Source organism: Streptomyces sp. TS71-3, assembly GCF_018327685.1.
Lineage (GTDB): Bacteria > Actinomycetota > Actinomycetes > Streptomycetales > Streptomycetaceae > Streptomyces.
Window position 1 is genome coordinate 217,724 of the sequence record NZ_BNEL01000001.1, and the last position, 25,662, is coordinate 243,385.

Here is a 25,662-nt window from a genome sequence, read left to right on the forward strand (position 1 = left end):
GGGCAACGGGACCTGGTTCCGACTCGGTGGGCGCTAAAAAAGGACGCATGGTAACCACGTGTCCGTGCCAGCGGCGGTACGAGTAGTTGTCGTACCGCCGCATTTCTGTGCCTGAGGGGATCGGGCCTGCGCCTCTTCGATCGGATCGATCGGGACTCGCGCCTCTTCGATCGGATCGATCGGGCCCGTGCCTCTTCGTTCGGGGTGATCGGGACTGGCACCTCTTCGCCGGTGTGCGCCGTGTGCGCCCTGCGCGCCCCGTCGTCGCACCGGCGCAGGTCCGACGGCAGGGCGCCGTGGCGTCGCGTCAGGCCGTCGCGGCGCGCCGCCGGCTGGCGTACCAGACGAGTCCCGCCGTCGCCGCCGCCGCTCCGACCGCCGCCGCGGCCATGAGCGCGGGCCGCGGCGGCACGGACAGCGAGGGCAGCCGCTGCTTGAGCCGGACCGGGCGGTGGAAGTCGAGAATCGGCCACTGTCGAGCCAAGGCCTCCCGCCGCAGCGCCCGGTCGGGGTTGACGGCGCAGGGGTGCCCGACGGCCTCCAGCATCGGCAGGTCCGTCGCCGAGTCGCTGTAGGCGTGGCAGCGTGACAGGTCGTACCCCTCGGACTCGGCCAGCTCCCTGATCGCCTCGGCCTTCGTGGGCCCGTAGGCGTAGTACTCGATCTCGCCGGTGAAACATCCGTCGTCGCCCACCACCATCCGGGTGGCGACCACGCGGTCCGCGCCCAGCAGCTCGCCGATGGGTTCGACCACCTCGGCGCCCGAGGTGGAGACGATCACCACATCGCGGCCCGCGGAGTGGTGCTCCTCGATGAGCGAGGCGGCCTCGTCGTAGATGATCGGATCGATGAGGCCGTGCAGGGTCTCGGCCACGATCTCCTTGACCTGCCGGACGTTCCATCCGCGGCACAAGGCTGACAGGTACGCCCGCATGCGTTCCATCTGGTCATGGTCTGCGCCGCCCGCAAGGAAGACGAACTGCGCATAGGCGGTGCGCAGTACGTCCCTGCGTCCGATGAGTCCGCCTTGGTAGAACGACTTGCTGAAGGTGAGCGTGCTCGACTTCGCAATGACCGTCTTGTCCAGGTCAAAGAAGGCTGCTGTCCGAGGCAAGGAGTGGTTTTCCACGAGCCCGAGCATATGCGCCCGCCATTCGGCGTAAGCTGTGGCGCGTGGGTTTGCCTGAGAAGGCTCTCGGGTACACCATGGAAGTCACGGATCGTTCGCGACCGTGCTAACCCGGCCCGACTCCTCCCCCCCCGAGTCGGCCGTGGGGACGACCCCCGCTCTCCCCCCCGGCGGGGGTCGTCGCATGTCCGGACGGGTTTTTGCCCCTCCGGACCCGCTCTTCGGAGCCGGGCGGCGGCCGATGGTGCCGCGCCCAGCCCTCTCCTGAATCGTCACTCTGCGTAACTTCCGGGCTGCCCTGGAGGCGCCGTCCCGAGGGCTGTCGGGGGTCTCCGCGCGTCACTTGTGTGGGTGACGACGATATTCACATCCGCCCGGTCGTCCACAGTTATCGACCAAGATCCACACGATTTCCAGGTTCGCGGCACGGTGATTCGGCACGCCCTGCTTGCGAAGTTCGTGGGTGCTTCGGTTTGGGACCGGTTCCATTGGCCGGTTCTTATCGACACCCGTTAGCCGTCCAGTGGCCGGTTCTTCGCGTGAAGGGCATTCGCGGGCCCGCGGGGGGCCTCGCGGGATGCGTGGCGAAGGGGGCTGGAAATAGTGGTTGGAGTGCTCTCCAACGATCTGGGGGAAACGGCGGAGACGAGCGGCCGCGCGCCCCTGATCATCACCGAGGACATCGACCTCCTGGACGATCTGCTGCGCCTGTGCGCGGCGGCGGGCGCACGCCCGGAGGTGCACCACGGCGTCCCCGGACGCCGGGGCGGCTGGGAGAAGGCGCCGCTGGTCCTGGTGGGCGACGACGCCGTGCCGCGGCTGCGCGGCGCCGCCCGCCGCGGCGGCGTGGTGCTCGTCGGGCGCGACCAGGACGATCCGGGGGTGTGGCGCCGCGGCGTCGAGATCGGTGCCGACCACGTGCTGGTGCTGCCGGACGGCGAGCAGTGGCTGGTCGACCGCATCGCGGACGTCGCCGAGGGGGTGGGCCGGCCCGCTGTCACGGTCGGCGTGATCGGCGGCCGAGGGGGCGCGGGCGCCTCCACTCTGGCCTGCGCGCTGGCCGTCACGGCCGCCCGTGCAGGACGCCGCACCATGCTCGTCGACGCCGATCCACTCGGCGGCGGTCTCGACGTCCTGCTCGGCGGCGAGTCGGCCGAGGGCCTGCGCTGGCCCGACCTGGCCGCCTCCCGGGGCCGGGTCGGCGGCGGCGCCCTGGAGGAGTCGCTGCCCGAGCTGCACTCGCTGAGGCTCCTCAGCTGGGACCGCGGGGACACCGTCGTGGTCGCCCCGGAAGCCATGCGCGCGGTCCTCGCGGCGGCCCGGCGGCGTGGCGGCGCGGTCGTCGTGGATTTGCCCCGGCGGGTGGACGAGGGCGTGGCCGAGGCCCTCGCCCAGATCGACCTGGGGCTGCTGCTGGTGCCCGCGGAGCTGCGCGCGGTGGCCGCCGCGGGCAAGGTGGCCTCCGCGGCCGGCATGGTCCTGCGCGACCTGCGGATCGTCGTACGCCCACCGGCCTCGGGCCGCCCACCGGGCTCCCTCGCCCCCGACGAGGTGGCCCGCCTCCTCGGCCTCCCCCTCGCGGGCGAACTGCCCCAGGACCCCGGCCTGACGTCCGCCCAGCAGGCCGGGGCCCCACCGGGCCGCGACCACAAGGGCCCGCTGGCCCGCTTCTGCACGGCCCTGTGGGACCGGCTGCCGGACGCGGGGGGTGCGCGATGAACGGGGGCGGCGGTGCTGCGACCAGTGGCGGTACGGGTGTCGGTGGCGGCGACGGGGCCGGTGCCGGGCGGTACGGAAGGCGGCTGGTGCTGTCCACGGAGCCGGTGAGGCTGTCCGAGGGGCGTGGGGGTGCGCCGGCGCCCGTGGTGGGGCCGCTGTGGAGCACGGTCGGGTCCGGGATGCCGGGAGCCGACGCGGGACCGCCGCCCCCGGCCCCGCCGCGGCCTCCGTCACCGTTGCCGTCCTCCTCGGCGTATGGCGTGCCCGTATCGCCTCCGGGGGCCGCGGGCGGCCGTCGGAGGCCGGAGGATCCGATGGCGAGTGGTCGCGGGCTGCTCGACGGGGTGCGCCAGTTTCTCGCCGAACGGGGCCACGACCCCACACCGGCGCGGGTCGCCGAGGCGCTGCGCGCCCAGGGCAGGGTCCTGGGCGACGCCGACGTCCTGGCCGCGACCACCCACCTGCGCTCCGAACTCGTCGGCACGGGCCCGCTGGAACCCTTGCTCGCCGACCCGACCGTCACGGACGTCCTGGTCTCCGCACCCGACCGCGTCTGGCTCGACCGGGGCGGCGGCCTGGAACTGACCGGCGTCCGCTTCACCGATGCCGCGGCCGTGCGCCGCCTCGCGCAGCGCCTGGCGGGGGTCGCCGGCCGCAGGCTGGACGACGCGCACCCCTGGGTGGACGCCCGCCTTCCCGACGGCACCCGGCTGCACGCGGTGCTTCCTCCGGTGGCCGTCGGATGCACCTGCCTGTCCCTGCGGGTCGTCCGGCCCCGCGCCTTCACCCTGCGCGAGCTGGTCGCGGCGGGCACCGTCCCGCCCGGCGGCGACCGCATCCTGCGCGCCCTGCTCGACGCCCGGCTGTCGTTCCTGATCAGCGGCGGCACCGGCTCCGGGAAGACGACGCTGCTCAGCGCCCTCCTCGGCCTCGTCGAGCCCGACGAGCGGATCGTGCTGGCCGAGGACTCGGCGGAGCTGCGGCCCGACCACCCCCATGTGGTCCGCCTGGAGACCAGACCCGCCAACCAGGAGGGGGCCGGGCTCGTCACGCTCCAGGACCTGGTGCGCCAGGCACTGCGCATGCGGCCCGACCGGCTCGTGGTCGGCGAGGTCCGCGGCCCGGAGGTCGTCCACCTGCTGGCCGCGCTCAACACCGGCCACGAGGGCGGCTGCGGCACGGTGCACGCCAACGCCGCGGCCGACGTACCGGCCCGGCTGGAAGCGCTGGGTACGGCCGCGGGCCTGGACCGCGCCGCGCTCCACAGCCAGCTCGCGGCAGCCCTCTCCGTGGTGCTCCACCTGGTGCGGGACCGCGGCGGACGGCGCCGCATCGCCGAAGTGCATGTCCTGCGGAGGGACGCCTCAGGGCTCGTGGTGACCGTCCCGGCGCTCCGCTGGGGCAGCACGGCCTTCGTCTACGAGACGGGCTGGCAGCACCTGGAGCGGTTGCTCGGGGGCGGGGGAGGCCGGCCATGACGGTACGGATGATCGGCGGGCTGGTCGCCGGGCAGACCGCCGCGGGCGCGCCGGCCGCGCCGGCACTCATGCTGTCCGGCGCGGGCCGGCTCATCGGACTGCTCTGCATCGGTGCGGCGATGGCCTGTGCCGGCGCCGCCGCATGGCTGTTGTGCCCGGGGGACGGAGGGGCGCGTCGCGTTCGGTCGCTGTTCCCGGCGGGTGGCGCGGCTCCGGACGCAGGGCGGCTTCGGGGGCTCGGCCTCCGGGAGCTCGCAGATGGCGTCGTACGAGGGCGGGGGGCCGTCGCACAAGCCGGGCCCGGTTCCGCCCGGGATCCAGGGCGGTGGACGGCCGCCGCGGCGCGCCTCGCGGTGCGGCCCGAGACGGTGTGCCTCGTGGCGGCGGCCTGCGTAGCCGCCCTCGGCCGCTCCCTCCTGCCGCTGCTGGTCGGCCTGGCGGTCCTGCCCCCGGCCCGCCGGGCGGCGAGGGCGCGCAGGGCGCGGCGTGCGCGGGATCGACGGGCCGACGACGTGATCGCCCTCTGCGGCGCCCTGGCCGGCGAGGTACGGGCCGGGCGGCATCCCGGCGAGGCACTGCTCGCCGCGGCACGGGCGTCGGGCGGCCTGGCCACCGCACAGGCACCCCTGATGGCCGCCGCGCGCTTCGGCGGCGATGTGCCCAGAGCCCTGGCGGCGGCCGCCCGGGATCCGGGAGCGGAAGGTCTGCTGGGGCTCGCCGCCTGCTGGCGGGTCGCCGTGGACAGCGGCGCGGGCCTGGCGGCCGGACTCGACCGCCTGGAGGCGGCTCTCCGAGCCGAGCAGAGCCAGCGTGCGGACCTGCGAGCCCAGTTGTCGGGACCCCGCTCGACGGCGGCGCTGCTCGCGGTGCTGCCCGTGTTCGGGCTCCTGCTGGGCGGTGCCCTGGGCGCCCGTCCCCTGCACGTCCTGCTGCACACGGGCGCCGGCCTTGGCTGCCTGCTGGTGGGCGGCGTACTGGAAGGCACCGGTCTGTGGTGGGCGCTGCGGATCGTGCGGAACGGAGAGCGGGGATGAAGGGGGAACGAGGATGAACGGGGAGGTTGTCCACAGGCTGGGGGCGGTGGTGTGGGCCGTGGCCGGCGTCCTGCTGGCCCTCGGTGCGATCAGCGCACGGCGGCAGCGGCAGAGGGAGCTGCGCAGAGCCGCCGCGCTCCTCGGCCGGACCGCAGACACCGGCCGCGAGCCGGGCTCGGGCACTCGTGGGCGCGCGGGTGGGCGAGGCGGCCGGCGACCCGGCAACGAGCCCGAAGGAACGCCCCAGACGGCGAAGGCGGAGCCCGGTGGCCCTCACGCCGTGCGACTACGCCGGCGTGCCCGCACCGCGGTGCGCAGATGGGCCCCGGTGCTCGGGGCGATCGGCACGGCACACCTCCTGGTGGGCGGGGCTCTCGGGATCGCACTGGGCGTGCTGGGCGGCGGCGCGGTGTGGTGGTGGCAGCGCAGACCGGCACCGTCGGAGGAGTTCGACACCGCCCGCGCCGTACGCGAACTCCCCCTGGCGGCCGATCTCTTGGCGGCCTGCATCGCCGCGGGCTCCGATCCCGTCACGGCCGCCCGCGTGGTGGGGGAGTCCTTGGGCGGCCCGGTCGGCGTACGCCTGGCGTGGGGCGCGGCGGAGATACGCCTCGGGGGCGAGCCCGCGGAGGCGTGGCGGCGGCTGGCCCGGATCCCCGGCGCAGGCCCCCTGGCCCGGCTCCTGGAGCGTGCGGGCGACTCCGGCACCCCCGCCGCCGCACCGGTCGCCCGACTCGCCGCCGAGGCCAGAGCGGAACGGGGCCGGGTCGCCCTGGAGGTGGCGCGCCATGCGGGCGTCCTGATCACGGCCCCGGTGGGGCTCTGCTTCCTGCCCGCGTTCATCACGGTCGGCGTGCTGCCGGTCGTCATCGGTCTGGCGCGCGGGCTGCTGGGCGGGGTGTTGGGCCGCTAGGCGGTCGGGGCGGGGGACCGCACGCACGGGGGCCGGGCGGCCTGCGGGCCGGAGCCGCAGGTGGGTCTGACGGGCGCACACGACGAACGACACGGAGAGACGGGCGCACGCGACGAACGACACGGAGAGACGGAGAACGAAGTGAACGACCACACGGGGGACCAGATGGGCAATCACACGGCCCACGGAACGAGCGACGACACGGCGCACGAGGTGCGGAGCGGCACGGGGGAGGGGCTGAGGAGTGGCGCGGGGGAGAGACTGAGGAGCGCCACGAGGGACGGGCTGAGGAGCAGCACGGGGGAGGGCCTGAGGAACAGCACAGGGGACGGGCTGAGGAGCGCCACGGGAGACGGGATCAGGCGTGTCGGTTCGACGCGACCTGAGGGCTCGAAGCGCGTGGCTTCCACGGGACGCGGGTGCGGCGGCGCGGTGTGCACCGATGTCGCGTGCGCGGGTGCCACGGGGCATCGTCGCCCGGTACCGGGCGCCTCCGTGCTCCGCCGGACGGTTGGGCTGCTGCACCGGGTCACGATCGCCCGCATCCCGGTGCGGGACGCGGGGATGACCACGGCCGAGTACGCCATGGGCATGATCGTGGCGGTCGCGTTGGCCGGGGTGCTCTACAAGGTGGTGACCAGCCCTCCGGTGAGCCGAATGCTCCAGGGGGTCGTGGAACGGGCGCTCAATGGCCAGTTCTGACGGGCGTGCCACGCCGGCCGGGGAGAGGCCCCGGCCGGCGTCGGCTGCCAGATGTGCACCGGAACGGTTCGCGGCGTGGCCCCGGGGAGCCGCCGGATCCGGAGGAGCGGCCCGGATGGGAGGTGCCGTCCGGACGGGAGGAGCCAGCCGGATGGGAGGTGCCGCCGGGACCGGAGGGAGGGACCGGACGGGAGCAACGGCCCGCACCGGAGCAGCCCCGAGCGGGCCCTCCCGACCCACCGTCACCCGCCGCTCCGACGCCGGCTCGGTGAGCGCGGAGGCCGCGGTGGTGTTGCCCGCGCTGGTGCTGTTCGTGATGGGCCTGGTCTGGGCCCTGCTGGTCGCGGCCGCGCAGATCCAGTGCGTGGACGCGGCCAGGGCCGGGGCGAGGGTGGCCGCCCGCCAGGACCCGGACGCCGCGGCGGTGGCGGCGGCCGAGCAGGCGGCCCCGAAGGGCGCGCAGGTGACCGTGCGGCGCGAAGGGGATCTGGTGCGCGTCCGGGTGGACGCCGACTCTCCCGGCCCTGGCGCGCTCGTCCTGCACCTGCACCAGGAGGCCGTGGCGCTGGCCGAGGAGACCGTGGGGGCGGGTGCGTCATGAACCCGTGGCAGGCTCTTCACACGGTCCGGGCTCGCGCTCCCGGAAGGGGTCCTGCTCCCGGGAGGGGTCCTGCTCCCGGAAGGGCTCCTGCTCCCGGAAGGGCTCCCGCCCCCGGAAACGCCCCCGCACCGCCCGCTGCCCTCGATGACGGGCCCGCCGCTCCCGGCAGAGCCGGGGCCCACGCCGATCCGTCCACCTCCGCCGATCCGTCCACCCCCGCCATGCCGTCGTCGCCCACCTGGCGGCCCGCCGCCGCCAGACCTTCGACCCACCGAGCCCCCCGCTGCCGCCCCGTCCGCCGGGACCGTGGCTCGGCCACCGTGTTCAGCGTCGCGGTGATGATGGCGATCGCCGTGGTGTTCGCCGCGCTGCTGGGCATGGCCCAGACCGTGCTGGCCCGGCACAGGGCGGGCGGGGCCGCCGACCTCGCGGCGCTCGCCGTCGCCGACCACTGGGCCGAGGGCCGCACGGCGGCCTGTGCCAAGGCGGCGCGGGTGGCCGGGGCACAGGGCGTCCGGTTGGTGCGCTGCGCGCTGATCGGCGAGGTCTCCGACGTCACCGCCGCGGAGGACGTCGGCCCCTTCCACCTGGAGGAACGCGCCCGTGCCGGCCTCGCCGCACCCACGACACCGCGACCACCCCCGGTGCGGCCGGCCGCTTCACCCTCCGTCGGGAACGGCACCGCCGCTCGCGGCCTGCGAGACGGTGCTTTCCGCACCCCCACCGCCGGGTACGTCGCCACCGCCGGACGCGGCCTCCGAGCCGATGCCGTCCGCATCGCCTCCGTCGCCCGCGGCCTCGGCACCCCGCAGCAGCACCGTCAGCAGGCGTACCGCGCCTCGTTTGTGGAGGGGGTCGTTGCCGTTGCCGCACTTGGGGGACTGGATGCAGGAGGGGCAGCCGGCGTCGCACTCGCACGAGGCGATGGCCTCGCGGGTGGCGGTGAGCCACTCGCGGGCGGTGTGGAAGGCACGCTCGGCGAAGCCCGCGCCGCCCGGATGGCCGTCGTAGACGAAGACGGTCGGCAGCAGCGTGTCGGGGTGCAGCGGGATGGAGACGCCGCCGATGTCCCAGCGGTCGCAGGTGGCGAAGAGCGGGAGTATGCCGATGGACGCGTGCTCGGCGGCGTGCAGGGCGCCGCCGAGCTGTTCCGGGTTCACCCGGGCGGCGTCGAGCTGGTCCTGCGTGACCGTCCACCAGACGGCACGGGTGCGCAGGGTGCGCGGCGGCAGGTCGAGCCGGGTCTCGCCCAGCACCTCGCCGGTGATCAGCCGGCGGCGCAGGTAGGAGACGACCTGGTTGGTGACCTCCACGGACCCGTAGCAGAGCCGGGCGTCGCCCCAGGGCACCTCGGTGTCGGTCTCCAGGATGGAGATGGCGGTGGTGTCCCGCGCCATGGTCGAGTACGGGGGGTCGGCCGGCTCGACGAGCGCGGCCCCGCCGTCGAGGTCGAGTTCCTTGACCACGTAGGTGCGGCCCTGGTGGAGGTGGACCGCGCCGTCGTGCACGGTCGTGTGCGCGGCGGAGGCGTCCACGGTCCCGAGCAGCCGGCCCGTCGCGGCCTCCACCACCTGCACCGGGTCGCCGCTCTCGCCGCGGATGCCGGTGAGGTCGGCGGCGCGCTCTCGCCGTGTCCAGTGCCAGGCCTTCGTACGGCGGCGGAGCAGTTTCGCGGCCTCGAGCTGCGGCAGCAGCTCGGCCGCGGCGGGACCGAAGAGCGGCAGGTCCTCATCCGTGAGCGGAAGCTCCTCGGCGGCGGCGCACAGATGGGGCGCGAGCACGTACGGGTTGTCGGGGTCGAGCACGGTGGACTCCACCGGCTGGCGGAACACCGCTTCCGGATGATGGACGAGATACGTGTCCAACGGGTCGTCGCGCGCGACCAGCACGGCCAGCGCGCCCCGCCCGGAGCGCCCCGCCCGGCCCGCCTGCTGCCAGAGCGAGGCCCGGGTGCCGGGGTAGCCCGCGATCAGGACGGAGTCGAGGCCGGAGACGTCGATGCCGAGTTCCAGGGCGGTGGTGGCGGCGAGGCCCAGCAGCTCGCCGGTGTGCAGGGCGCGCTCCAGGGCGCGCCGCTCCTCCGGCAGGTAGCCGCCGCGGTAGGCGGCGACCCGCCGGGGCAGCGAGCGGTCCACCTCGGCGAGCCGCTCCTGCGCGATCACGGAGATCAGCTCGGCGCCGCGCCGCGAGCGGACGAAGGCGACGGTGCGCACGCCTTGCACGACGAGGTCGGTCAGGAGTTCCGCGGTCTCGGCGGTGGCCGTGCGGCGCACCGGGGCGCCCTTCTCGCCGTGCAGCTCGGTGAGCGGCGGCTCCCAGAGGGCGAAGACCAGCTCGCCGCGGGGCGAGGCGTCGTCGCTGATCTCGCGCACCGGGACACCGGTCAGCCGTTCGGCGGCCACGGCCGGCTCGGCGGCGGTGGCCGAGGCGAGCAGGAAGACGGGCGAGGAGCCGTACCGGGCGCAGAGCCTGCGCAGCCGGCGCAGCACCTGGGCGACGTGCGAGCCGAAGACACCCCGGTAGGTGTGGCACTCATCGATCACGACGTAGCGCAGCGCGCGCAGGAAGGAGGACCATCGGGGGTGGGACGGAAGGATGCCCCGGTGCAGCATGTCGGGGTTGGTCAGCACGTACGTGGCGTACTGGCGGACCCACTCGCGTTCCTCGAAGGCGGTGTCCCCGTCGTAGGCGGCGGGCCGTATCGCGGTGCCCAGGGGTGCGGCGAACTCCTTCACCATCCGGCACTGGTCGGCGGCGAGTGCCTTGGTGGGGGCCAGGTAGAGCGCGGTCGCGCCCCGCCCGTTCGGCGCCTCGGAGCCGTCCAGCAGGGTGCTGAGGACGGGCACGAGGTAGGCGAGGGACTTCCCGGAGGCGGTGCCGGTGGCGACGACAACGGACTCTCCGTCGAGCACATGTTCGGCTGCGAGTGCCTGATGGGCCCATGGATGCTCGATTCCCGCCCGTTCGACAGCGCGGATGATCTCCGGTCGGATACGGTCGGACCAGACGGCATGCCGCCCCGCACGTGGGGGCAAGTGCTCCGTATGGGTGATGCGCGCAACCCGGTCCTGCCCCGGGGCGAGACGGTCCAGGACTGTCTGCGGGGAGAGCCGGGCGGCGGTGTCCGCCGGGGATCTTTCGGGACGGTGATTCTTGGGCATCGGCATCGAGTGTGTCACCGGCACGACGGACAATGGACCCAAGGCGTCGTGCACGTCTGTCGTAAGTGATTGAATGCCATCGCGGCTGGCGATCCGTCCCGGGGTTCAAGCCGAGGTGTCCCTAGGGGCGACCGCTCGATAGCAAGGTGCTGGAGGATCCGTGGACCTGTCCCTGTCGACCCGTACTGTCGGCGACCGTACGGTCGTCGAGGTCGGTGGCGAAATTGATGTGTACACCGCGCCCAAGCTGCGTGAGCAGCTGGTCGAGCTCGTGAACGACGGCAATTTTCACCTGGTCGTCGACATGGAGGGCGTGGACTTTCTCGACTCCACCGGGCTCGGCGTGCTGGTGGGTGGCCTCAAGCGCGTCCGCGCGCACGAGGGCTCGCTGCGCCTGGTCTGCAACCAGGAGCGCATTCTCAAGATCTTCCGTATCACCGGCCTGACCAAGGTGTTCCCGATCCACACCTCGGTCGAGGAAGCGGTCGCGGCCACCGACTGAGCCGGTTCCCCGGGCCAAGGGCCCGGGGGTTTCACCACCAGGGGGGACCGGGCCCCGGGCCCGGCCCCCTCAGCACTTCCGTATGCCAAAAGGGGGACGCATGGCCACCGTCGAACTCCGCTTCAGCCCGCTGCCCGAGCACGTCAGGACCGCCCGTCTGGTGGCGGCGGCAGTGGCGCGCAGGTCGGGGGTGGACGAAGCCGTGCTCGACGAGGTGAGGCTCGCCGTGGGCGAGGCCTGCACCCGCGCGGTCGGCCTGCACCAGATCAACGGTCTCTCGGAGCCGGTGTACGTGCTGCTGATCGAGGAGGAGAAGCAGTTCTCCATCGAGGTCGGTGACGAGGCGCCGCACTCCGTGGCCGGGGTGGGTGCCTCCGGTGGGGGGCCCGACGTGGACGCGGAGAGCGAGGACGAGATGGGTCTCGCCGTCATCAGCGGGCTCGTGGATGACGTGGAGGTTTCCGCCGGCGAGAACGGCGGGCACATCCGGATGAGCTGGCCGACTCCTCCGACGACTCTGCTGCCCTGAGTTCGGCGAACTTGTTGCCCTGAGTCCGGCGGCTCCTCTGCGCTGGCCTCGGGCGACCCGTCTGCCCTGATGCCGGGCGGTCCGTCTGGCGACTCCGCCTGCGGCGGTCCCCGGATCGGACCTGCCCCTCGGGGCTTCTTCTCCGGCTCTCCGCCGATGGGGGCTGAGCGCGCAGTTCCCCGCGTCCCTTCGTGGTGGCGGCCCACGGACCCGCACCCTTCGTGGTGCCAGGCCCACAAACACGCACCCTTCGTGCTGGCGGCCCACGGACCCGCAGCCGTCGTGGCGGCACGCCTACACGCCCGTACGCCCCGTATCCGCACCCTTCGTGCTCGCTCGGTACATATTCACGCTCTTCGTCCGGGTGCCCCACATATCCTCACGCCTGCGCCCCTCGAAGCCCCGCAGCCGTTCACGCCGCTCACCCCGCCTCCACCCCACCCCTCCCCTGAAGTCAGCCAACTTGCGGCACCCTCGCCCCACCGGTTTCCGCGGCCTCGCTGCCCCCTGGAGCCTCTGGGATCGCCCCGGGACGCCCGCGCCCGGTGCGTCCGCTCCCGGCCCGGGAGTCGCGCCCACACCCTGTTCCCGTCCCCGGGGCCCCCATCCGCCACCCCGCTCACTGTGACGGCGGCCGGAGTCGCCCTCCTCCCGCGCACCCCCGATGAGCAGCGCGGACCGCATTGCCGCGCACAATTCCCCCACTCCGCCCACACGATTTTCGATCGCATTACTGATCGTTTCTCTGATCATCTTCGTAATGTGTCACCTGATCGTTTGGGCGGCCATTACGGTGGTGGATCAAGTGATTGTCGATCATAGGTGCGGGTCAATGCTTTAAAGGCATTACACCTTTCGAGCGCGGGCCGTTCGCGGCGATCATTTGCTACGGCGCAGGTGCGGGCCGATATCGATTACCGCCCACTGTTTGGATCTGGATCTAGTACCTACAATCCGTCCACATCTTGAGCTCAGCCCAAGCGTCAAGGAGGACGAATGGCGGGGCTTTCCACCCCTCAAAAGTTTGACCACCCCTCAACCTTCGCAGCCGCAGTGCTGACCGACGACAACCGCCTGATCGTGGTGGTCATCGGGATCGTTGCCCTCGCCGCACTCATCGTCGCCGGGGTCCTGGTGCGCCAGGTGCTCGCCGCGGGCGAGGGCACCGACAGCATGAAGAAGATCGCGGCCGCCGTGCAGGAGGGCGCCAACGCCTACCTGGCCCGGCAGCTGCGCACCCTCGGCGTCTTCGCCACCGTGGTGTTCTTCCTGCTCCTGCTGCTGCCCGCGGACGACTGGAACCAGCGCGCCGGACGCTCGGTGTTCTTCCTGATCGGTGCGGCCTTCTCGGCCGCCACCGGCTATATCGGGATGTGGCTCGCGGTGCGCAGCAATGTTCGTGTGGCTGCTGCGGCAAGAAAGGCCACACCCGGTGAAGGCGAGCCGGAAAAAGATCTCACCACCGTCTCGCACGAGGCAATGAAGATCGCTTTCCGGACGGGCGGCGTCGTCGGCATGTTCACGGTGGGGCTCGGGCTTCTGGGCGCCTCCTGTGTCGTGCTGGTGTACGCGGCCGACGCGCCGAAAGTCCTGGAGGGCTTCGGCCTCGGCGCCGCGCTGATCGCCATGTTCATGCGTGTCGGAGGCGGCATCTTCACCAAGGCCGCCGACGTCGGCGCCGACCTGGTCGGCAAGGTCGAGCAGGGCATTCCGGAGGACGACCCGCGCAATGCCGCGACCATCGCCGACAATGTGGGCGACAACGTCGGCGACTGCGCGGGAATGGCCGCCGACCTGTTCGAGTCGTACGCCGTCACGCTGGTCGCCGCGCTGATCCTCGGCAAGGCGGCCTTCGGCGACTCCGGACTCGCCTTCCCGCTGATCGTCCCGGCGATCGGCGTGATCACGGCGATGCTCGGCATCTTCGCGGTGGCCCCCCGCCGCTCGGACCGCAGCGGCATGAGCGCCATCAACCGCGGGTTCTTCATCTCCGCGGTGATCTCGCTGGTGCTGGTGGCGGTCGCCGTCTTCACCTACCTGCCGTCCTCGTACGCCGACCTGAACGGCGTCACCGACGCGGCGATCCAGGGCAAGAGCGGCGACCCGCGGGTCCTCGCACTCGTCGCCGTCGCCATCGGCATCGTGCTCGCCGCCCTCATCCAGCAGCTGACCGGGTACTTCACCGAGACCAGCCGGCGCCCCGTCAGGGACGTCGGCAAGACCTCGCTGACCGGCCCGGCCACGGTCGTGCTCTCCGGCATCTCGCTGGGGCTCGAGTCCGCCGTCTACACGGCGCTGCTGATCGGGCTCGGCGTGTACGGGGCGTTCCTGCTCGGCGGCACGTCGATCATGCTGGCGCTGTTCGCGGTGGCGCTGGCCGGTACCGGCCTGCTCACCACGGTCGGGGTCATCGTGGCCATGGACACCTTCGGTCCCGTCTCCGACAACGCCCAGGGCATCGCCGAGATGTCCGGCGACGTCGAGGGCGCGGGCGCGCAGGTGCTCACCGACCTGGACGCGGTGGGCAACACCACCAAGGCCATCACCAAGGGCATCGCCATCGCCACCGCCGTCCTCGCGGCGTCGGCGCTCTTCGGCTCGTTCCGCGACGCGATCACCTCGGCGGCGCACGACGTCGGCGAGCGGGTCGGCTCGGGCGGGCCGCTGAGCCTGGTGATGGACATCTCGCAGCCCAACAACCTGGTCGGCCTCATCGCGGGCGCCGCCGTGGTCTTCCTCTTCTCCGGTCTCGCCATCAACGCGGTGTCCCGGTCCGCCGGGGCCGTGGTCTACGAGGTGCGGCGGCAGTTCAAGGAGAAGCCCGGGATCATGGACTTCACGGAGAAGCCCGAGTACGGGCGCGTCGTCGACATCTGCACCAAGGACGCGCTGCGTGAACTGGCGACTCCGGGACTGCTCGCCGTCCTGGCGCCGATCGCGATCGGCTTCACCCTCGGCGTCGGGGCGCTCGGTGCCTACCTCGCGGGCGCGATCGGCACGGGCACCCTCATGGCGGTGTTCCTCGCCAACTCCGGTGGTGCCTGGGACAACGCCAAGAAGCTCGTCGAGGACGGTCACCACGGCGGCAAGGGCAGCGAGGCCCATGCCGCGACGGTGATCGGCGACACCGTCGGCGACCCCTTCAAGGACACCGCGGGGCCCGCGATCAACCCCCTGCTGAAGGTGATGAACCTGGTGGCGCTGCTCATCGCGCCGGCGATCATCAAGTTCAGCTTCGGAGAGAGCGCGAGCGTCGCCGTGCGGGTGATCATCGCCGTGCTGGCGCTGGCCGTGATCGTCGGAGCCGTCTTCGTGTCCAAGCGCCGCGGGATCACGGTCGGCGGGGACGACGAGGACGGCACGGGAGGTGCCGCCGAGGGCGACAAGAAGAAGGGCGCACCGGTGGGGGAGTCGGCGGACCCGGCGGTGGTGCCGTAGCGGCGGACTCCCATCCCCGGGTTCGGAGCCGGGAATCGGGTCCGGGGCTCGGCCCAGCCCCGGACCCGGGACTCCGGCTCCGGACTCGGCCAACCGGCGGGCGGGCGGCGCGCACTTGGCGTCGCCCGCCCGCTTGTGCGCTGTCGCCCGCCCGCACACCCTCCTCCCCGCTCCCCGCTCCCCGCCTGCCCGACCGCCCGCTTGTGCGCCGGGGTAAATCCCTGGGGCGCACGCCGCCGAGCCCTGCCGGATCGGATCAGGCGCGCGAACCGCCGCGCGCAGGCGGAAACCGCGAAACCGGCGGATGCCGGACGCGCCGGATACCCCGCCCCTTCCCGCCTCCGTGAGTCATATCTCTCTGGGGCTAAAGAGCACTAAGAAGGTTAATACTCGGGCATTCGGGTCATGGGTGTCACCTCTGCGGCGTGTATGTTCCGGGGCCGGAAGCCATCGAAGGGGGCCATCCGGTGAAGAAGAAGTGTGCGTCCGTGCTGTGCGGCGGTGCGGTGTTGGTACTGGCGCTTTCGGGGTGCAAGGGCGACACGAACAAGCTCGACGCCTGGGCCAAGACGGTCTGTGACGCCGTGCAGCCGCAGGCCCAGAAGATCGGGTCGGCCAACACCGCCATCCAGCAGCAGACCTCGGACACCAGCAAGCCCTCGGACGTGCAGAAGACCGACTCCAAGGCATTCCAGGACATGTCCGACGCCTACAAGGCGCTCGCCTCCGCCGTGGATCGGGCCGGCCCGCCGCCCTCCGACGGCGGCGAGAAGAAGCAGCAGGACGCCGTCAAGGAGCTGAACACCACCTCCGCTTCCTACGCCGGTCTGAAGAAGCAGGTCGACGGCCTGGACACCGAGGACCAGGCCAAGTTCGCGGACGGCCTCACCGGCATCGCCACCCGCCTCCAGCAGCTCGGCAAGAGCGGCAATGACGCCCTGGCGAAGCTGGAGGAGGGCGACCTCGGCAAGTCGATGGGGAAGCAGCAGAGCTGCCAGAAGGCGTCCACGGCACCGTCCACCGCAGCGGGCTGAGGCACTGAGGCCGACCCCGGGGCCGGGCCATGGGGCCGACGCGCGCCGGGGTCGCCGCCCATGGACCGGCGCGCGGCGCGGAACGGACAGAGCGGAACGGACACAATGGGGCGCGTGAGTAGCACCCGCCCCCCGGGGCCGCCCCAGCCGTCCCATCCGTCGCCGCGTCCCCTGCCGGCCGCCCCCATGCCGTCCCCGGGTGCGCCGGACGCCGGCGCGAGCGCGGACGCCGACCGTGCCGCCGCGGGGCTGCGGGACGCCCTGCTCGCCGCGGGCTTCACCGCGGACGGCCTCCGCAAGCTGCTCGGCTCCGCCGCCTACGCGGCCCTGGCGCGCGGCGAGGCGGTGCCCGCGCTGCGGGCCACCAGCGGCGAGGGCCCCCTGGAGTCGCTCGTCCGCCTCTTCCTGCTCCAGCAGCCGGTGCCGCACGCGCGCGTGGCGGACGTTCTGCCCGTGTCGGACTGCCTGGAGACGGGCTGGCTCACCCGCGCGGGCGGCGACGAGGTGGCGGCCACGGTGGACGTGCGGCCGTACGCGGGACCGTTGCGCCAGGACTGGTTCGTCGTCTCGGACCTCGGCTGCGCGGTCGGCGGGGCCGCGGGCATCGGCGGGCCCGGACGGCGGGCGGGCGCCGACGTGGTGCTCGGCGTGGGCGGCGCCTCCAGCACCCTCGCCCAGATCACCGTCCGCACCAGGGTCGGCAGCGCCCTCGACCTCGGCACGGGTTCCGGTGTCCAGGCGCTGCACGCCGCCCAGCACGCCGCCCGGGTCACCGCGACCGACACCAACCCGCGCGCGTTGCGCATGGCCGCGCTCACCCTCGCGCTGTCCGGCGCGCCCGGCGCCGACCTGCGCGAGGGCTCGCTCTACGAGCCCGTGGCCGACGGGACGTACGACCTGATCGTGTCGAACCCGCCGTTCGTGATCTCTCCCGGCGCCCGGCTCACCTACCGGGACGGCGGGATGGGCGGGGACGACCTGTGCCGGTCGCTGGTGCAGGGCGCGGGGCAGCGGCTCAACGTCGGCGGGCACGCCCAGTTCCTCGCCAACTGGCAGCACGTCGAGGGCGAGGACTGGACCGATCGCGTCCGCTCCTGGCTGCCGCCCGGCTGCGACGCCTGGATCGTCCAGCGGGAGGTGCAGGACGTCGCCCAGTACGCGGAGCTGTGGCTGCGGGACGCGGGCGACCACCGGGCCGACCCTGCCGAGTACGCGGCGCGGTACGACGCCTGGCTGGACGAGTTCGAGCGGCGCAGGACGACGGCCGTCGGCTTCGGCTGGATCAGCCTGCACCGCACGGACTCCGCGGCTCCGGCGGTCACCGTCGAGGAGTGGCCGCACGCTGTCGAGCAGCCCCTCGGCCAGGCCGTGCGCGCGCACTTCCGCGGCCAGGCCTACCTGGCCGCGCACGACGACGCCGCGCTCCTCGAAGCCCGCTTCCGGCTGGCTCCCGAGGTCGTCCAGGAGCAGATCGGCCTGCCCGGCGCCGAGGACCCCGAGCACGTCGTGCTGCGCCAGCAGCACGGGATGCGCCGGGCCACCAAGGTGGACACGGTCACCGCCGGCTTCGCCGGAGTCTGCGACGGCTCCCTGAACGCCGGGCGGATCCTGGACGCCATCGCGCAGCTCCTCGGGGAGGACCCGGTGCTGCTGAGGGACCGCACCCCCGCCCAGATCCGGCTGCTGATCGAGCAGGGGTTCCTGGATCCCGCCGACGAGCCGGGGAACGGCGCGGAAGCGGGCTCCTAGGGCAGCGGCCTCCTGGGGCGGCGGGCTCCTAGGGCGGCGGCCCCCTAGAGGGGTGGCCTCCTAGAGGGGTGGCCTTCCAGCACGGCGGCCTCATAGAGCGGCGGTCTCCGGGAACGGAAGCGGCTCCCTATCCGGACGTCGTGCGCACCTGGAAGTGCTCCGTCCGGATGGGCCCTGCATCCAAGGGGTGCTTTACAGAAGGGTGCGCTTTACGGAACGGCGCCCCTTGTAGAGCGACTGCGGAGCGACCGGCAGACCGACCACAAGCCCGAAGACACGCCATCGCAGCCGCCCCAGGCCGCACACGCGCCACGCCACCATCCGTTCACGCCAAATTCTTCGCCCGGTCGTACGAGCGTGCCAGCCTCCGACATCCGGTACCTCACAAGCCCGCAGACACCCCGGGCGGGGCCCGGGCAGGCCGGCGGGGCGGCCGGTGAGCGCGCCGGAGGAACCCGGCGGAGGTGGGCGGGGGAGACGACACGACATGGAGCTGGAGAGCGTGCCCGCGATCTTCGTGGGCGTGGTGTTCACCCTGTTCGGAGTGGGGCTGCTGCTCTGGACCGGGATGCGGCTGCGGCACCGCGCACCCGTCGCGGACGGTGTGAATCAGGTCGCATCGGCCACGGTCGCGACCGTCGCCGGAGTGGCCGCGCTGGGCATCGGCTGCTGGTGCCTCGCGAGCGTCTGAGCTCGGTGTGAGGCACCACACAGGCGTAACTGATAAGTGACCCTCCGCATAAGCCGGACGGGCAGGTCGCCGCTCCGGGCGGCAGGAACAGCGGAAGTCGGGTTACCGTTCGAGTGGCCGTTGCGGGCTTTCCCCGTTTGACACGGGGGCGGGAGGTACCGTCACACTCCGCAGCGTCAGCACGTGCCCACCGAGCGTCGACCGGAGAGAGAAGAGCGAAGTTGTCCCCGACCAGCGAGACCGCACAGGGCGGCCGCCGACTCGTCATCGTCGAGTCGCCTGCCAAGGCGAAGACGATCAAGGGCTATCTCGGGCCCGGATACACCGTCGAGGCGAGTGTCGGGCACATCCGTGACCTCCCCAACGGGGCCGCAGAGGTCCCCGACAAGTACACCGGCGAGGTGCGCCGCCTCGGCGTGGACGTGGATCACGACTTCCAGCCCGTCTACGTCGTCAACGCTGACAAGAAGTCCCAGGTCAAGAAGCTCAAGGATCTGCTGCGCGACTCCGACGAGCTCTACCTCGCGACGGACGAGGACCGGGAGGGCGAGGCGATCGCCTGGCACCTCCAGGAGGTGCTCAGGCCGAAGATCCCCGTGCACCGGATGGTCTTCCACGAGATCACCAAGGACGCCATCCGGGCGGCCGTGGCCAACCCCCGCGAGCTGAACCAGAAGCTCGTCGACGCCCAGGAGACCCGCCGGATCCTCGACCGCCTCTACGGCTACGAGGTCTCCCCGGTGCTGTGGAAGAAGGTCATGCCGCGGCTGTCGGCGGGCCGCGTGCAGTCCGTCGCCACCCGCCTCGTCGTCGAGCGCGAGCGCGAGCGCATCGCGTTCCGCTCCGCCGAGTACTGGGACCTCACGGGCACCTTCGCGACCGGCCGCGCCGGCGACTCGTCCGACCCCGCCTCCCTGGCCGCTCGGCTCACGGCGGTGGACGGCAGGCGTGTCGCCCAGGGCCGCGACTTCGACTCCCGCGGGCAGCTGAAGACGGCGAACACCCTCCACCTCGACGAGGAGAACGCCCGGGCGCTGGCCGCCGCGCTGGAGCACTCCGCGTTCTCCGTGCGCTCGGTGGAGTCCAAGCCCTACCGCCGCTCGCCGTACGCGCCCTTCCGCACCACCACGCTCCAGCAGGAAGCCAGCCGCAAGCTCGGCTTCGGTGCGAAGGCGACCATGCAGGTCGCCCAGAAGCTGTACGAGAACGGCTTCATCACCTATATGCGTACGGACTCCACCACGCTCTCCGACACGGCCGTCAGCGCCGCCCGGGCGCAGGTCACGCAGCTCTACGGCGCCGACTACCTCCCGGAGCGGCCCCGCACGTACGCCGGCAAGGTCAAGAACGCCCAGGAGGCGCACGAGGCGATCCGCCCCTCCGGCGACCGCTTCCGCACGCCGGCCGAGACCGGCCTGACCGGCGAGCAGTTCAAGCTGTACGAGCTGATCTGGAAGCGCACCGTCGCGTCCCAGATGAAGGACGCCGTCGGCAACAGCGTCACCGTGAAGATCGCCGGCCGTTCCGCGGACGGGCGGGACGCCGAGTTCAGCGCCTCCGGCAAGACGATCACGTTCCACGGCTTCCTGAAGGCCTACGTGGAGGGCGCCGACGACCCGAACGCCGAGCTGGACGACCGCGAGCGGCGCCTGCCGCAGGTCGCCGAGGGCGACGCGCTCACCGCCGAGGAGATCGCCGCCGACGGCCACTCGACCAAGCCGCCCGCCCGCTACACCGAGGCGTCCCTGGTCAAGGAGCTGGAGGAGCGCGAGATCGGCCGCCCGTCGACGTACGCGTCGATCATTGGCACCATCCTCGACCGCGGCTACGTCTTCAAGAAGGGCACCGCGCTCGTCCCCTCGTTCCTGTCGTTCGCGGTCGTCAACCTCCTGGAGAAGCACTTCGGGCGGCTCGTCGACTACGACTTCACCGCCCGCATGGAGGACGACCTCGACCGCATCGCGCGCGGAGAGGCGCAGGCCGTGCCGTGGCTTCGGCGCTTCTACTTCGGCGAGGGCGGCCCGGAGGGCGCCACCGCGGCGTCCGCGGGCAACGGCGACGGAGACCACCTCGGCGGCCTCAAGGAACTCGTCACCGACCTGGGCGCCATCGACGCGCGCGAGGTCTCCTCGTTCCCCGTGGGGGACGGCGTCGTGCTCCGGGTCGGCCGCTACGGCCCGTACGTGGAGCGCGGTGCGCGCGACGAGGAGGGCCACCAGCGGGCCGACGTCCCCGAGGACCTCGCCCCCGACGAGCTGACGATCGAGTACGCGGAGGAACTGCTCGCCAAGCCGACCGGCGACTTCGAGCTGGGCACCGACCCGGAGACGGGCCGTGAGATCGTCGCCAAGGACGGCCGCTACGGTCCGTACGTCACCGAGGTGCTGCCCGAGGGGACGCCCAAGACCGGCAAGAACGCGGTCAAGCCGCGGACGGCGTCCCTGTTCAAGTCGATGTCCCTGGACACGGTCACGCTCCAGGACGCCCTCAAGCTGATGTCGCTGCCGCGGGTGGTGGGCACCGACCCGGAGGGCGTGGAGATCACCGCGCAGAACGGGCGCTACGGTCCGTACCTCAAGAAGGGCACGGACTCGCGGTCCCTCCAGACCGAGGACCAGATCTTCGGCATCACCCTGGACGAGGCCCTCGCGATCTACGCCCAGCCGAAGCAGCGCGGCCGGGCGGCCGCCAAGCCGCCGCTCAGGGAACTGGGCGAGGACCCGGTCAGCGGCAAGCCCGTCGTCGTCAAGGACGGCCGGTTCGGGCCGTACGTCACCGACGGCGAGACCAACGCGACGCTCAGGGCCGCCGACAGCGTGGAGGAGATCACGCCGGAGCGCGGGTTCGAGCTGCTGGCGGAGAAGCGGGCGAAGGGGCCTGTGAAGCGGGCGGCGAAGAAGACGGCGGCGAAGAGGGCGCCGGCGAAGAAGAAAGCCGCTGGCGCGGCGGGGGCGGCGAAGAAGGCTGCGCCGGCGAAGAAGGCCGCTTCCGGGAAGCGGGCGGCTTCGTCGAACGGCTCCAGCGGCGAGCAGGGCTGAGGTTTCGCCCCTGCGGGGCTTGGCCGGGCTCGTTCTGTTGCCTTGATGCGGCGTGCTTTGGCGGGTGCGAGTGCGGGTGCGGGTGCGTTTGGGTTCTTCGCGCAGTTCCCCGCGCCCCTTATCGGGCGCCTTCTGGTTCGTTGTGGTGCGGGGCCGCGGGGGGATGTACGTGCTCGGTCCGGCGCCCCTCGGTCAGATGAAAGGTGCCCTGGGCCTGGCGCCGGCCGCTGCGCGCGCACATCCCCCCGCGGCCCCTCCCGTCTCGTACGCGACTGCGGACCGGCGGGCCATCAGGGGGCCTCGCGGGGGTACGCCTTCACCCCGCCTGCTGCCTCTGTGGGCAGTCGTTCCGCTGGCTGGGGGCACCTCCCAGGCCCTTAAGGCACTGGGGGAGGGTGGGCACAGCCCACGGCGTGCGGCAGCCGGGCGGTACCGGCCCGCACAGGTAGGGGCAGGTGGCCGAGGGGAAGGAACCCACGTCCGCGCAAGCTCAGCAGCCCGCAGGGTGCCGCAGCCGCGCGGTGCCGGCGGCTGGCCCCGCCCGGGGACGGGACACCCCAGGGTGGGGGAGGGGCGGTACCGGGGGTGGCGGCCGATAGGCTGGACGGATGACGCGTGCTGAGCACTCAACGGCTCCAGACGACGCCCTGGTCGCGGATTCCCGGGAGCGCGCCGTCCGCGCCCTCCTACGTGTGCCCGCGCTGAAACGCCTGTGGAGCGCCCACCTCGTCGGATCGACGGCCGACGCGCTGGCGATGCTCGTCCTGGTGGCCCTCGTCCTCCAGGCGGCCATCGCGGACGACTCCTTCGGCGGTGGCTACCGCGGCGTCGCCTTCGCCGTCGCCGCCGTCTTCGCCGCCCGCATCCTGGCGACCCTCCTCTTCGGAGCCGTCCTGCTCGGGCCGCTGACCGCGCTCACCGCGCCGGGCGGCCCGCTCGACCGGCGGTGGACGCTGCTCGGAGCCGACGGCGTCCGCGCCGCGATGATGATCGTCGCGCCCCTGTGGATCGACTGGACCCCGGACGACGCGCCCGGGCTCCTGCTCGTCACCGCGTTCGTGACCGGCGTCGCCGAACGGTTCTGGACGGTGTGCAGGGAGGGCGCCGCGCCCACCCTGCTGCCCCCGCCGCCGCCCGAGGGCGCCGCCGTGCGGCCGCTGCCCGACCGCATGGACGCCCTGCGCCGCCTCTCGCTGCGCACCGGCTTCGCGGCGCTGCCGCTGGCCGCCGCCGCACTGGTCGCCGTGACTCTCGTGAGCAACCTCCTCGCGACCGGCGTCGAGTGGTTCGGCCAGCACCAGGCGGCTCTCGCGTCCTACGTCGCGGCGGGGCTGTTCGCCGCCTCGCTGTCCGTCCTCACCGCGCTCGAACTGCCGGGCACCGAGGGCACCCACGCCCCCCGCCCGAAGTCCCCCCTCGAAGGCATGCGCCGCCCCCGGACGCCCGACGGCGTCGACAAGGGCCGCACGGGCGCCGTACCGCTCCTGGTGTTCGCCTCCGCGGCGGTCGCCGGGGCCATCGCCGCCGCTGCCGCGGTCGCCGTGCTGCACGCCAAGGACCTCGGCGGCGGCCCCGTCGCCTACGGCCTGCTGGTGCTCGCCCTGACCGGCGGCGTCGCCCTCGGCATCCGCAGCGGCCCCGCCGTGCTGCCGTCCCTGTCCCGCCGCAGGCTGATGGCGCTGGCGACCGCGCTCACCGGAATCGCCCTCCTCGTCGCCGGCCTCGTCCCCGACGTCGCGACCGACCTGGCCATCACGGCCGTCGCCGGCCTCACCGCCGGCATCGCCGCCAACACCGGCCACACCGTGCTGGACCAGGAGACCGAGGAGGCCCGGCGCCCCCGTACGACCAGCCATCTGCACGCGGTCGTACGCGCTCTCGTCGGCTTCGCCGCCATCGCGGCCCCCGTGCTCGCCGGCGCGATCGGGCGGCACCGCGTGGAGAGCGGCAAGTTCGTCTTCGACCACGGCGGCGCCGCGTTCGTCATGATGCTCGTCGGCGCCCTGCTGCTGCCGGTCGCCGCGCTGCTGCTCGCCAAGGTCGACGACCGCTCCGGCGTCCCCCTGCGGCACGACCTGCGCGACGCGGTCCGCGGCGCCGACCCCGAGCAGGTCCCCGCCCACAGCGGCTTCTTCATCGCCCTGGAGGGCGGCGACGGCGCAGGCAAGACCACGCAGGCCGAGGCGCTCGCCGAGTGGATCCGCGCCAAGGGCCACGAGGTGGTGCTCACCCGCGAGCCCGGCGCGACGCCCATGGGCAAGCGGCTCCGCTCCATCCTGCTCGACGTCCAGTCCGCCGGCATCTCGCACCGCGCCGAGGCCCTGCTGTACGCGGCCGACCGCGCCGAGCACGTCGACACCGTCGTACGCCCCGCCCTGGAGCGCGGCGCCGTCGTCATCTCCGACCGCTACATCGACTCCTCCGTGGCCTACCAGGGCGCGGGCCGCGACCTGTCGCCCACGGAGGTCGCCCGCATCTCCCGCTGGGCCACCGGAGGCCTGGTCCCGCATCTGACGGTCCTGCTCGACGTCCCCCCGGAGGTCGCGAGGGAACGCTTCACCGAGGCCCCCGACCGGCTGGAGTCGGAGCCCGCGGAGTTCCACGCGCGCGTGCGCAGCGGTTTCCTCACCCTCGCCGCCGCCGACCCCGGCCGGTACATGGTCGTCGACGCCGGCCAGGAGCCCGAAGCGGTCACGATGGTGATCCGGCACCGGCTCGACTCCGTACTCCCGCTCTCCGACGCCGAGGTGAAGGCGCAGGAGGAGGCCCGCAAGGCGGCCGAGGAGGAAGCCAAGCGGCGCGCGGAGGAAGAGGCACGGCGCAAGGCGGAGGAAGAGCGCCTGGAGCGCGAGCGCCAGGCCGAACTGGCCAGGCTCCGCGCCGAGGAGGACGCGCGCAAGGAGCGCGAACTCGCGGAGGCACAGCAGCGCGAGGCCGAACGGCAGGCCGAGGAGGCCAGGAAGCGGGCCGAGGAGGCGCGCCGCAGGGCCGACGAGGAGCGCGCCCGGGTGCTCGCCGAGGAGAAGGCGCGCGCCGAGGAGGAGCAGCGCCGCCGCCAGCGCGCGGAGGACGAGGCCCGGGTCCGCGCGGCCCAGGAGGCCCGGCGCGCCGAGGAGCAGCGGAAGGCCGAGGAGGCCCTGCTCCGCGCGGAGCAGGAACGGCGGGAGAGCGAGGGCCACGGAGACGGTGCCGGCGGCGGCACGGGTGCGCCGGGCGGCCCCGGTGCGGGTTCGCCGCCGGACGCCGGCCGGGACGGGCGGGACTCCGGCCCGGAGGGCTCGTCCGGTCACGCCGGTCCGACGGCGGCCGCGGGTGCCGGCGGGCTGGCGGGCGGCACGGCGCCGGGCGGCGCGGCGCACGGCGCTCCGGGCGGCTCCGTGCACCGGACCTCGGACACCGTGGAGACGGTGCCCACTCCCGTCGTCTCGCAGCGTGACGCGGCGTCCCACCGGCCCGTCCGGGGTTCCGAGGACACGGCGGTGCTCCCGATTCCGGGGGCGAACCCGTCCGGTGCGTTCGACGAGACGGCGAAGCTGCCGCCCGTCCGCGAGGACGGCACGCCCGCGCCCGCGTCCGGGGATCCCGCCGACCGCGTGCCGCCGGGGCTCTTCCGCGACGAGCGGGGGGAGCGTGAGCATGGGGAGCGCGGGGAGTCGTCGTCCGGTACCGGCCTGACCGGTCCGAACGACAGGACCCGCGAGCTGCCCCAGATGGACCCCGAGACGGGCGCCCCGCGCTCCCGGCCCCGCCCCGACTGGGCCGAGGAGACGCCTCTGGACGACCTCCCCTCCCTGGCGGACGAGCTTCTGGGCCCCCACGACGACGAGGACGAGGACAACGGCGGACGCGGGGGGCGCCGGTCCGGACGGTGACCCAGCGTTCGTTGACGGGTGGACGAATGTGCTGGTCATCGGCCTGCTGTCGTGACCTGACCCCCGTTGTCA

Annotated in this window: 16 protein-coding genes and 1 pseudogene; 15 read left to right on the forward strand and 2 right to left on the reverse strand. The window is 73.4% G+C overall.

The genetic code is table 11. From position 1 onward, the window contains the following. Positions 1 to 307: 307 nt before the first annotated feature. Positions 308 to 1,141: an HAD family phosphatase gene (locus Sm713_RS01020; RefSeq protein ID WP_212907820.1), complete on the reverse strand. Its 834-nt coding sequence runs from the start codon at positions 1,139 to 1,141 to the stop codon at positions 308 to 310. 600 nt (positions 1,142 to 1,741) lie between these two features. Between Sm713_RS01020 and ssd the strand changes: the two genes are divergently transcribed. The 7 genes and pseudogenes from ssd to Sm713_RS01055 form a co-directional block, all read left to right on the forward strand. Beyond that, the gene (ssd, locus tag Sm713_RS01025; RefSeq protein ID WP_249416026.1) at positions 1,742 to 2,848 is read left to right on the forward strand and encodes a septum site-determining protein Ssd; all 1,107 of its coding nucleotides are present in this window, start codon (positions 1,742 to 1,744) and stop codon (positions 2,846 to 2,848) included. A 314-nt stretch (positions 2,849 to 3,162) separates the two neighbouring features. Further along, the gene (locus Sm713_RS01030; protein WP_212907821.1) at positions 3,163 to 4,326 is read left to right on the forward strand and encodes a TadA family conjugal transfer-associated ATPase; all 1,164 of its coding nucleotides are present in this window, start codon (positions 3,163 to 3,165) and stop codon (positions 4,324 to 4,326) included. 68 nt (positions 4,327 to 4,394) lie between these two features. Further along, positions 4,395 to 5,360 (forward strand): type II secretion system F family protein, encoded by a 966-nt coding sequence (locus Sm713_RS01035; RefSeq protein ID WP_212911693.1) that lies wholly within the window; start codon positions 4,395 to 4,397, stop codon positions 5,358 to 5,360. A 13-nt stretch (positions 5,361 to 5,373) separates the two neighbouring features. Next, positions 5,374 to 6,273: a type II secretion system F family protein gene (locus tag Sm713_RS01040; RefSeq protein ID WP_249416027.1), complete on the forward strand. Its 900-nt coding sequence runs from the start codon at positions 5,374 to 5,376 to the stop codon at positions 6,271 to 6,273. A 495-nt stretch (positions 6,274 to 6,768) separates the two neighbouring features. Then, positions 6,769 to 6,975: a DUF4244 domain-containing protein gene (locus tag Sm713_RS01045; protein WP_249416028.1), complete on the forward strand. Its 207-nt coding sequence runs from the start codon at positions 6,769 to 6,771 to the stop codon at positions 6,973 to 6,975. 151 nt (positions 6,976 to 7,126) lie between these two features. Next, a complete protein-coding gene (locus Sm713_RS01050) occupies positions 7,127 to 7,576 on the forward strand; it encodes a TadE family type IV pilus minor pilin (RefSeq protein ID WP_212907822.1) in 450 nt (149 codons plus the stop codon). A gap of 341 nt (positions 7,577 to 7,917) precedes the next feature. Further along, positions 7,918 to 8,127: pseudogene (locus Sm713_RS01055) on the forward strand (Rv3654c family TadE-like protein); the annotation flags it as partial. Between the two features lie 108 nt (positions 8,128 to 8,235). Here Sm713_RS01055 and Sm713_RS01060 read toward each other — a convergent pair. Beyond that, positions 8,236 to 10,743 (reverse strand): DEAD/DEAH box helicase, encoded by a 2,508-nt coding sequence (locus Sm713_RS01060; protein ID WP_212911696.1) that lies wholly within the window; start codon positions 10,741 to 10,743, stop codon positions 8,236 to 8,238. Between the two features lie 154 nt (positions 10,744 to 10,897). Here Sm713_RS01060 and bldG point away from each other — a divergent pair, with 154 nt between their 5' ends. The 8 genes from bldG (at position 10,898) to tmk (ending at position 25,590) form a co-directional block, all read left to right on the forward strand. Continuing rightward, a complete protein-coding gene (bldG, locus tag Sm713_RS01065) occupies positions 10,898 to 11,239 on the forward strand; it encodes an anti-sigma factor antagonist BldG (RefSeq protein ID WP_010986038.1) in 342 nt (113 codons plus the stop codon). Between the two features lie 100 nt (positions 11,240 to 11,339). Then, positions 11,340 to 11,768 (forward strand): ATP-binding protein, encoded by a 429-nt coding sequence (locus tag Sm713_RS01070; RefSeq protein WP_212907823.1) that lies wholly within the window; start codon positions 11,340 to 11,342, stop codon positions 11,766 to 11,768. A gap of 996 nt (positions 11,769 to 12,764) precedes the next feature. Further along, a complete protein-coding gene (locus Sm713_RS01075) occupies positions 12,765 to 15,206 on the forward strand; it encodes a sodium-translocating pyrophosphatase (protein ID WP_212907824.1) in 2,442 nt (813 codons plus the stop codon). Between the two features lie 449 nt (positions 15,207 to 15,655). Then, a complete protein-coding gene (locus tag Sm713_RS01080; protein ID WP_212911697.1) occupies positions 15,656 to 16,240 on the forward strand; it encodes a small secreted protein in 585 nt (194 codons plus the stop codon). Between the two features lie 186 nt (positions 16,241 to 16,426). Beyond that, positions 16,427 to 17,989, forward strand: a complete 1,563-nt coding sequence (locus tag Sm713_RS01085; protein ID WP_212911698.1) for a methyltransferase — start codon at positions 16,427 to 16,429, stop codon at positions 17,987 to 17,989. Between the two features lie 487 nt (positions 17,990 to 18,476). Then, on the forward strand, positions 18,477 to 18,680 hold the full coding sequence (locus Sm713_RS01090) for a hypothetical protein (RefSeq protein ID WP_374195944.1): 204 nt from the start codon (positions 18,477 to 18,479) through the stop codon (positions 18,678 to 18,680). A gap of 221 nt (positions 18,681 to 18,901) precedes the next feature. Then, positions 18,902 to 21,718 (forward strand): type I DNA topoisomerase, encoded by a 2,817-nt coding sequence (gene topA / locus Sm713_RS01095; protein WP_212907825.1) that lies wholly within the window; start codon positions 18,902 to 18,904, stop codon positions 21,716 to 21,718. Between the two features lie 608 nt (positions 21,719 to 22,326). Beyond that, positions 22,327 to 25,590: a dTMP kinase gene (gene tmk, locus Sm713_RS01100; protein ID WP_212907826.1), complete on the forward strand. Its 3,264-nt coding sequence runs from the start codon at positions 22,327 to 22,329 to the stop codon at positions 25,588 to 25,590. The last annotated feature ends 72 nt before the right edge of the window (positions 25,591 to 25,662 follow it).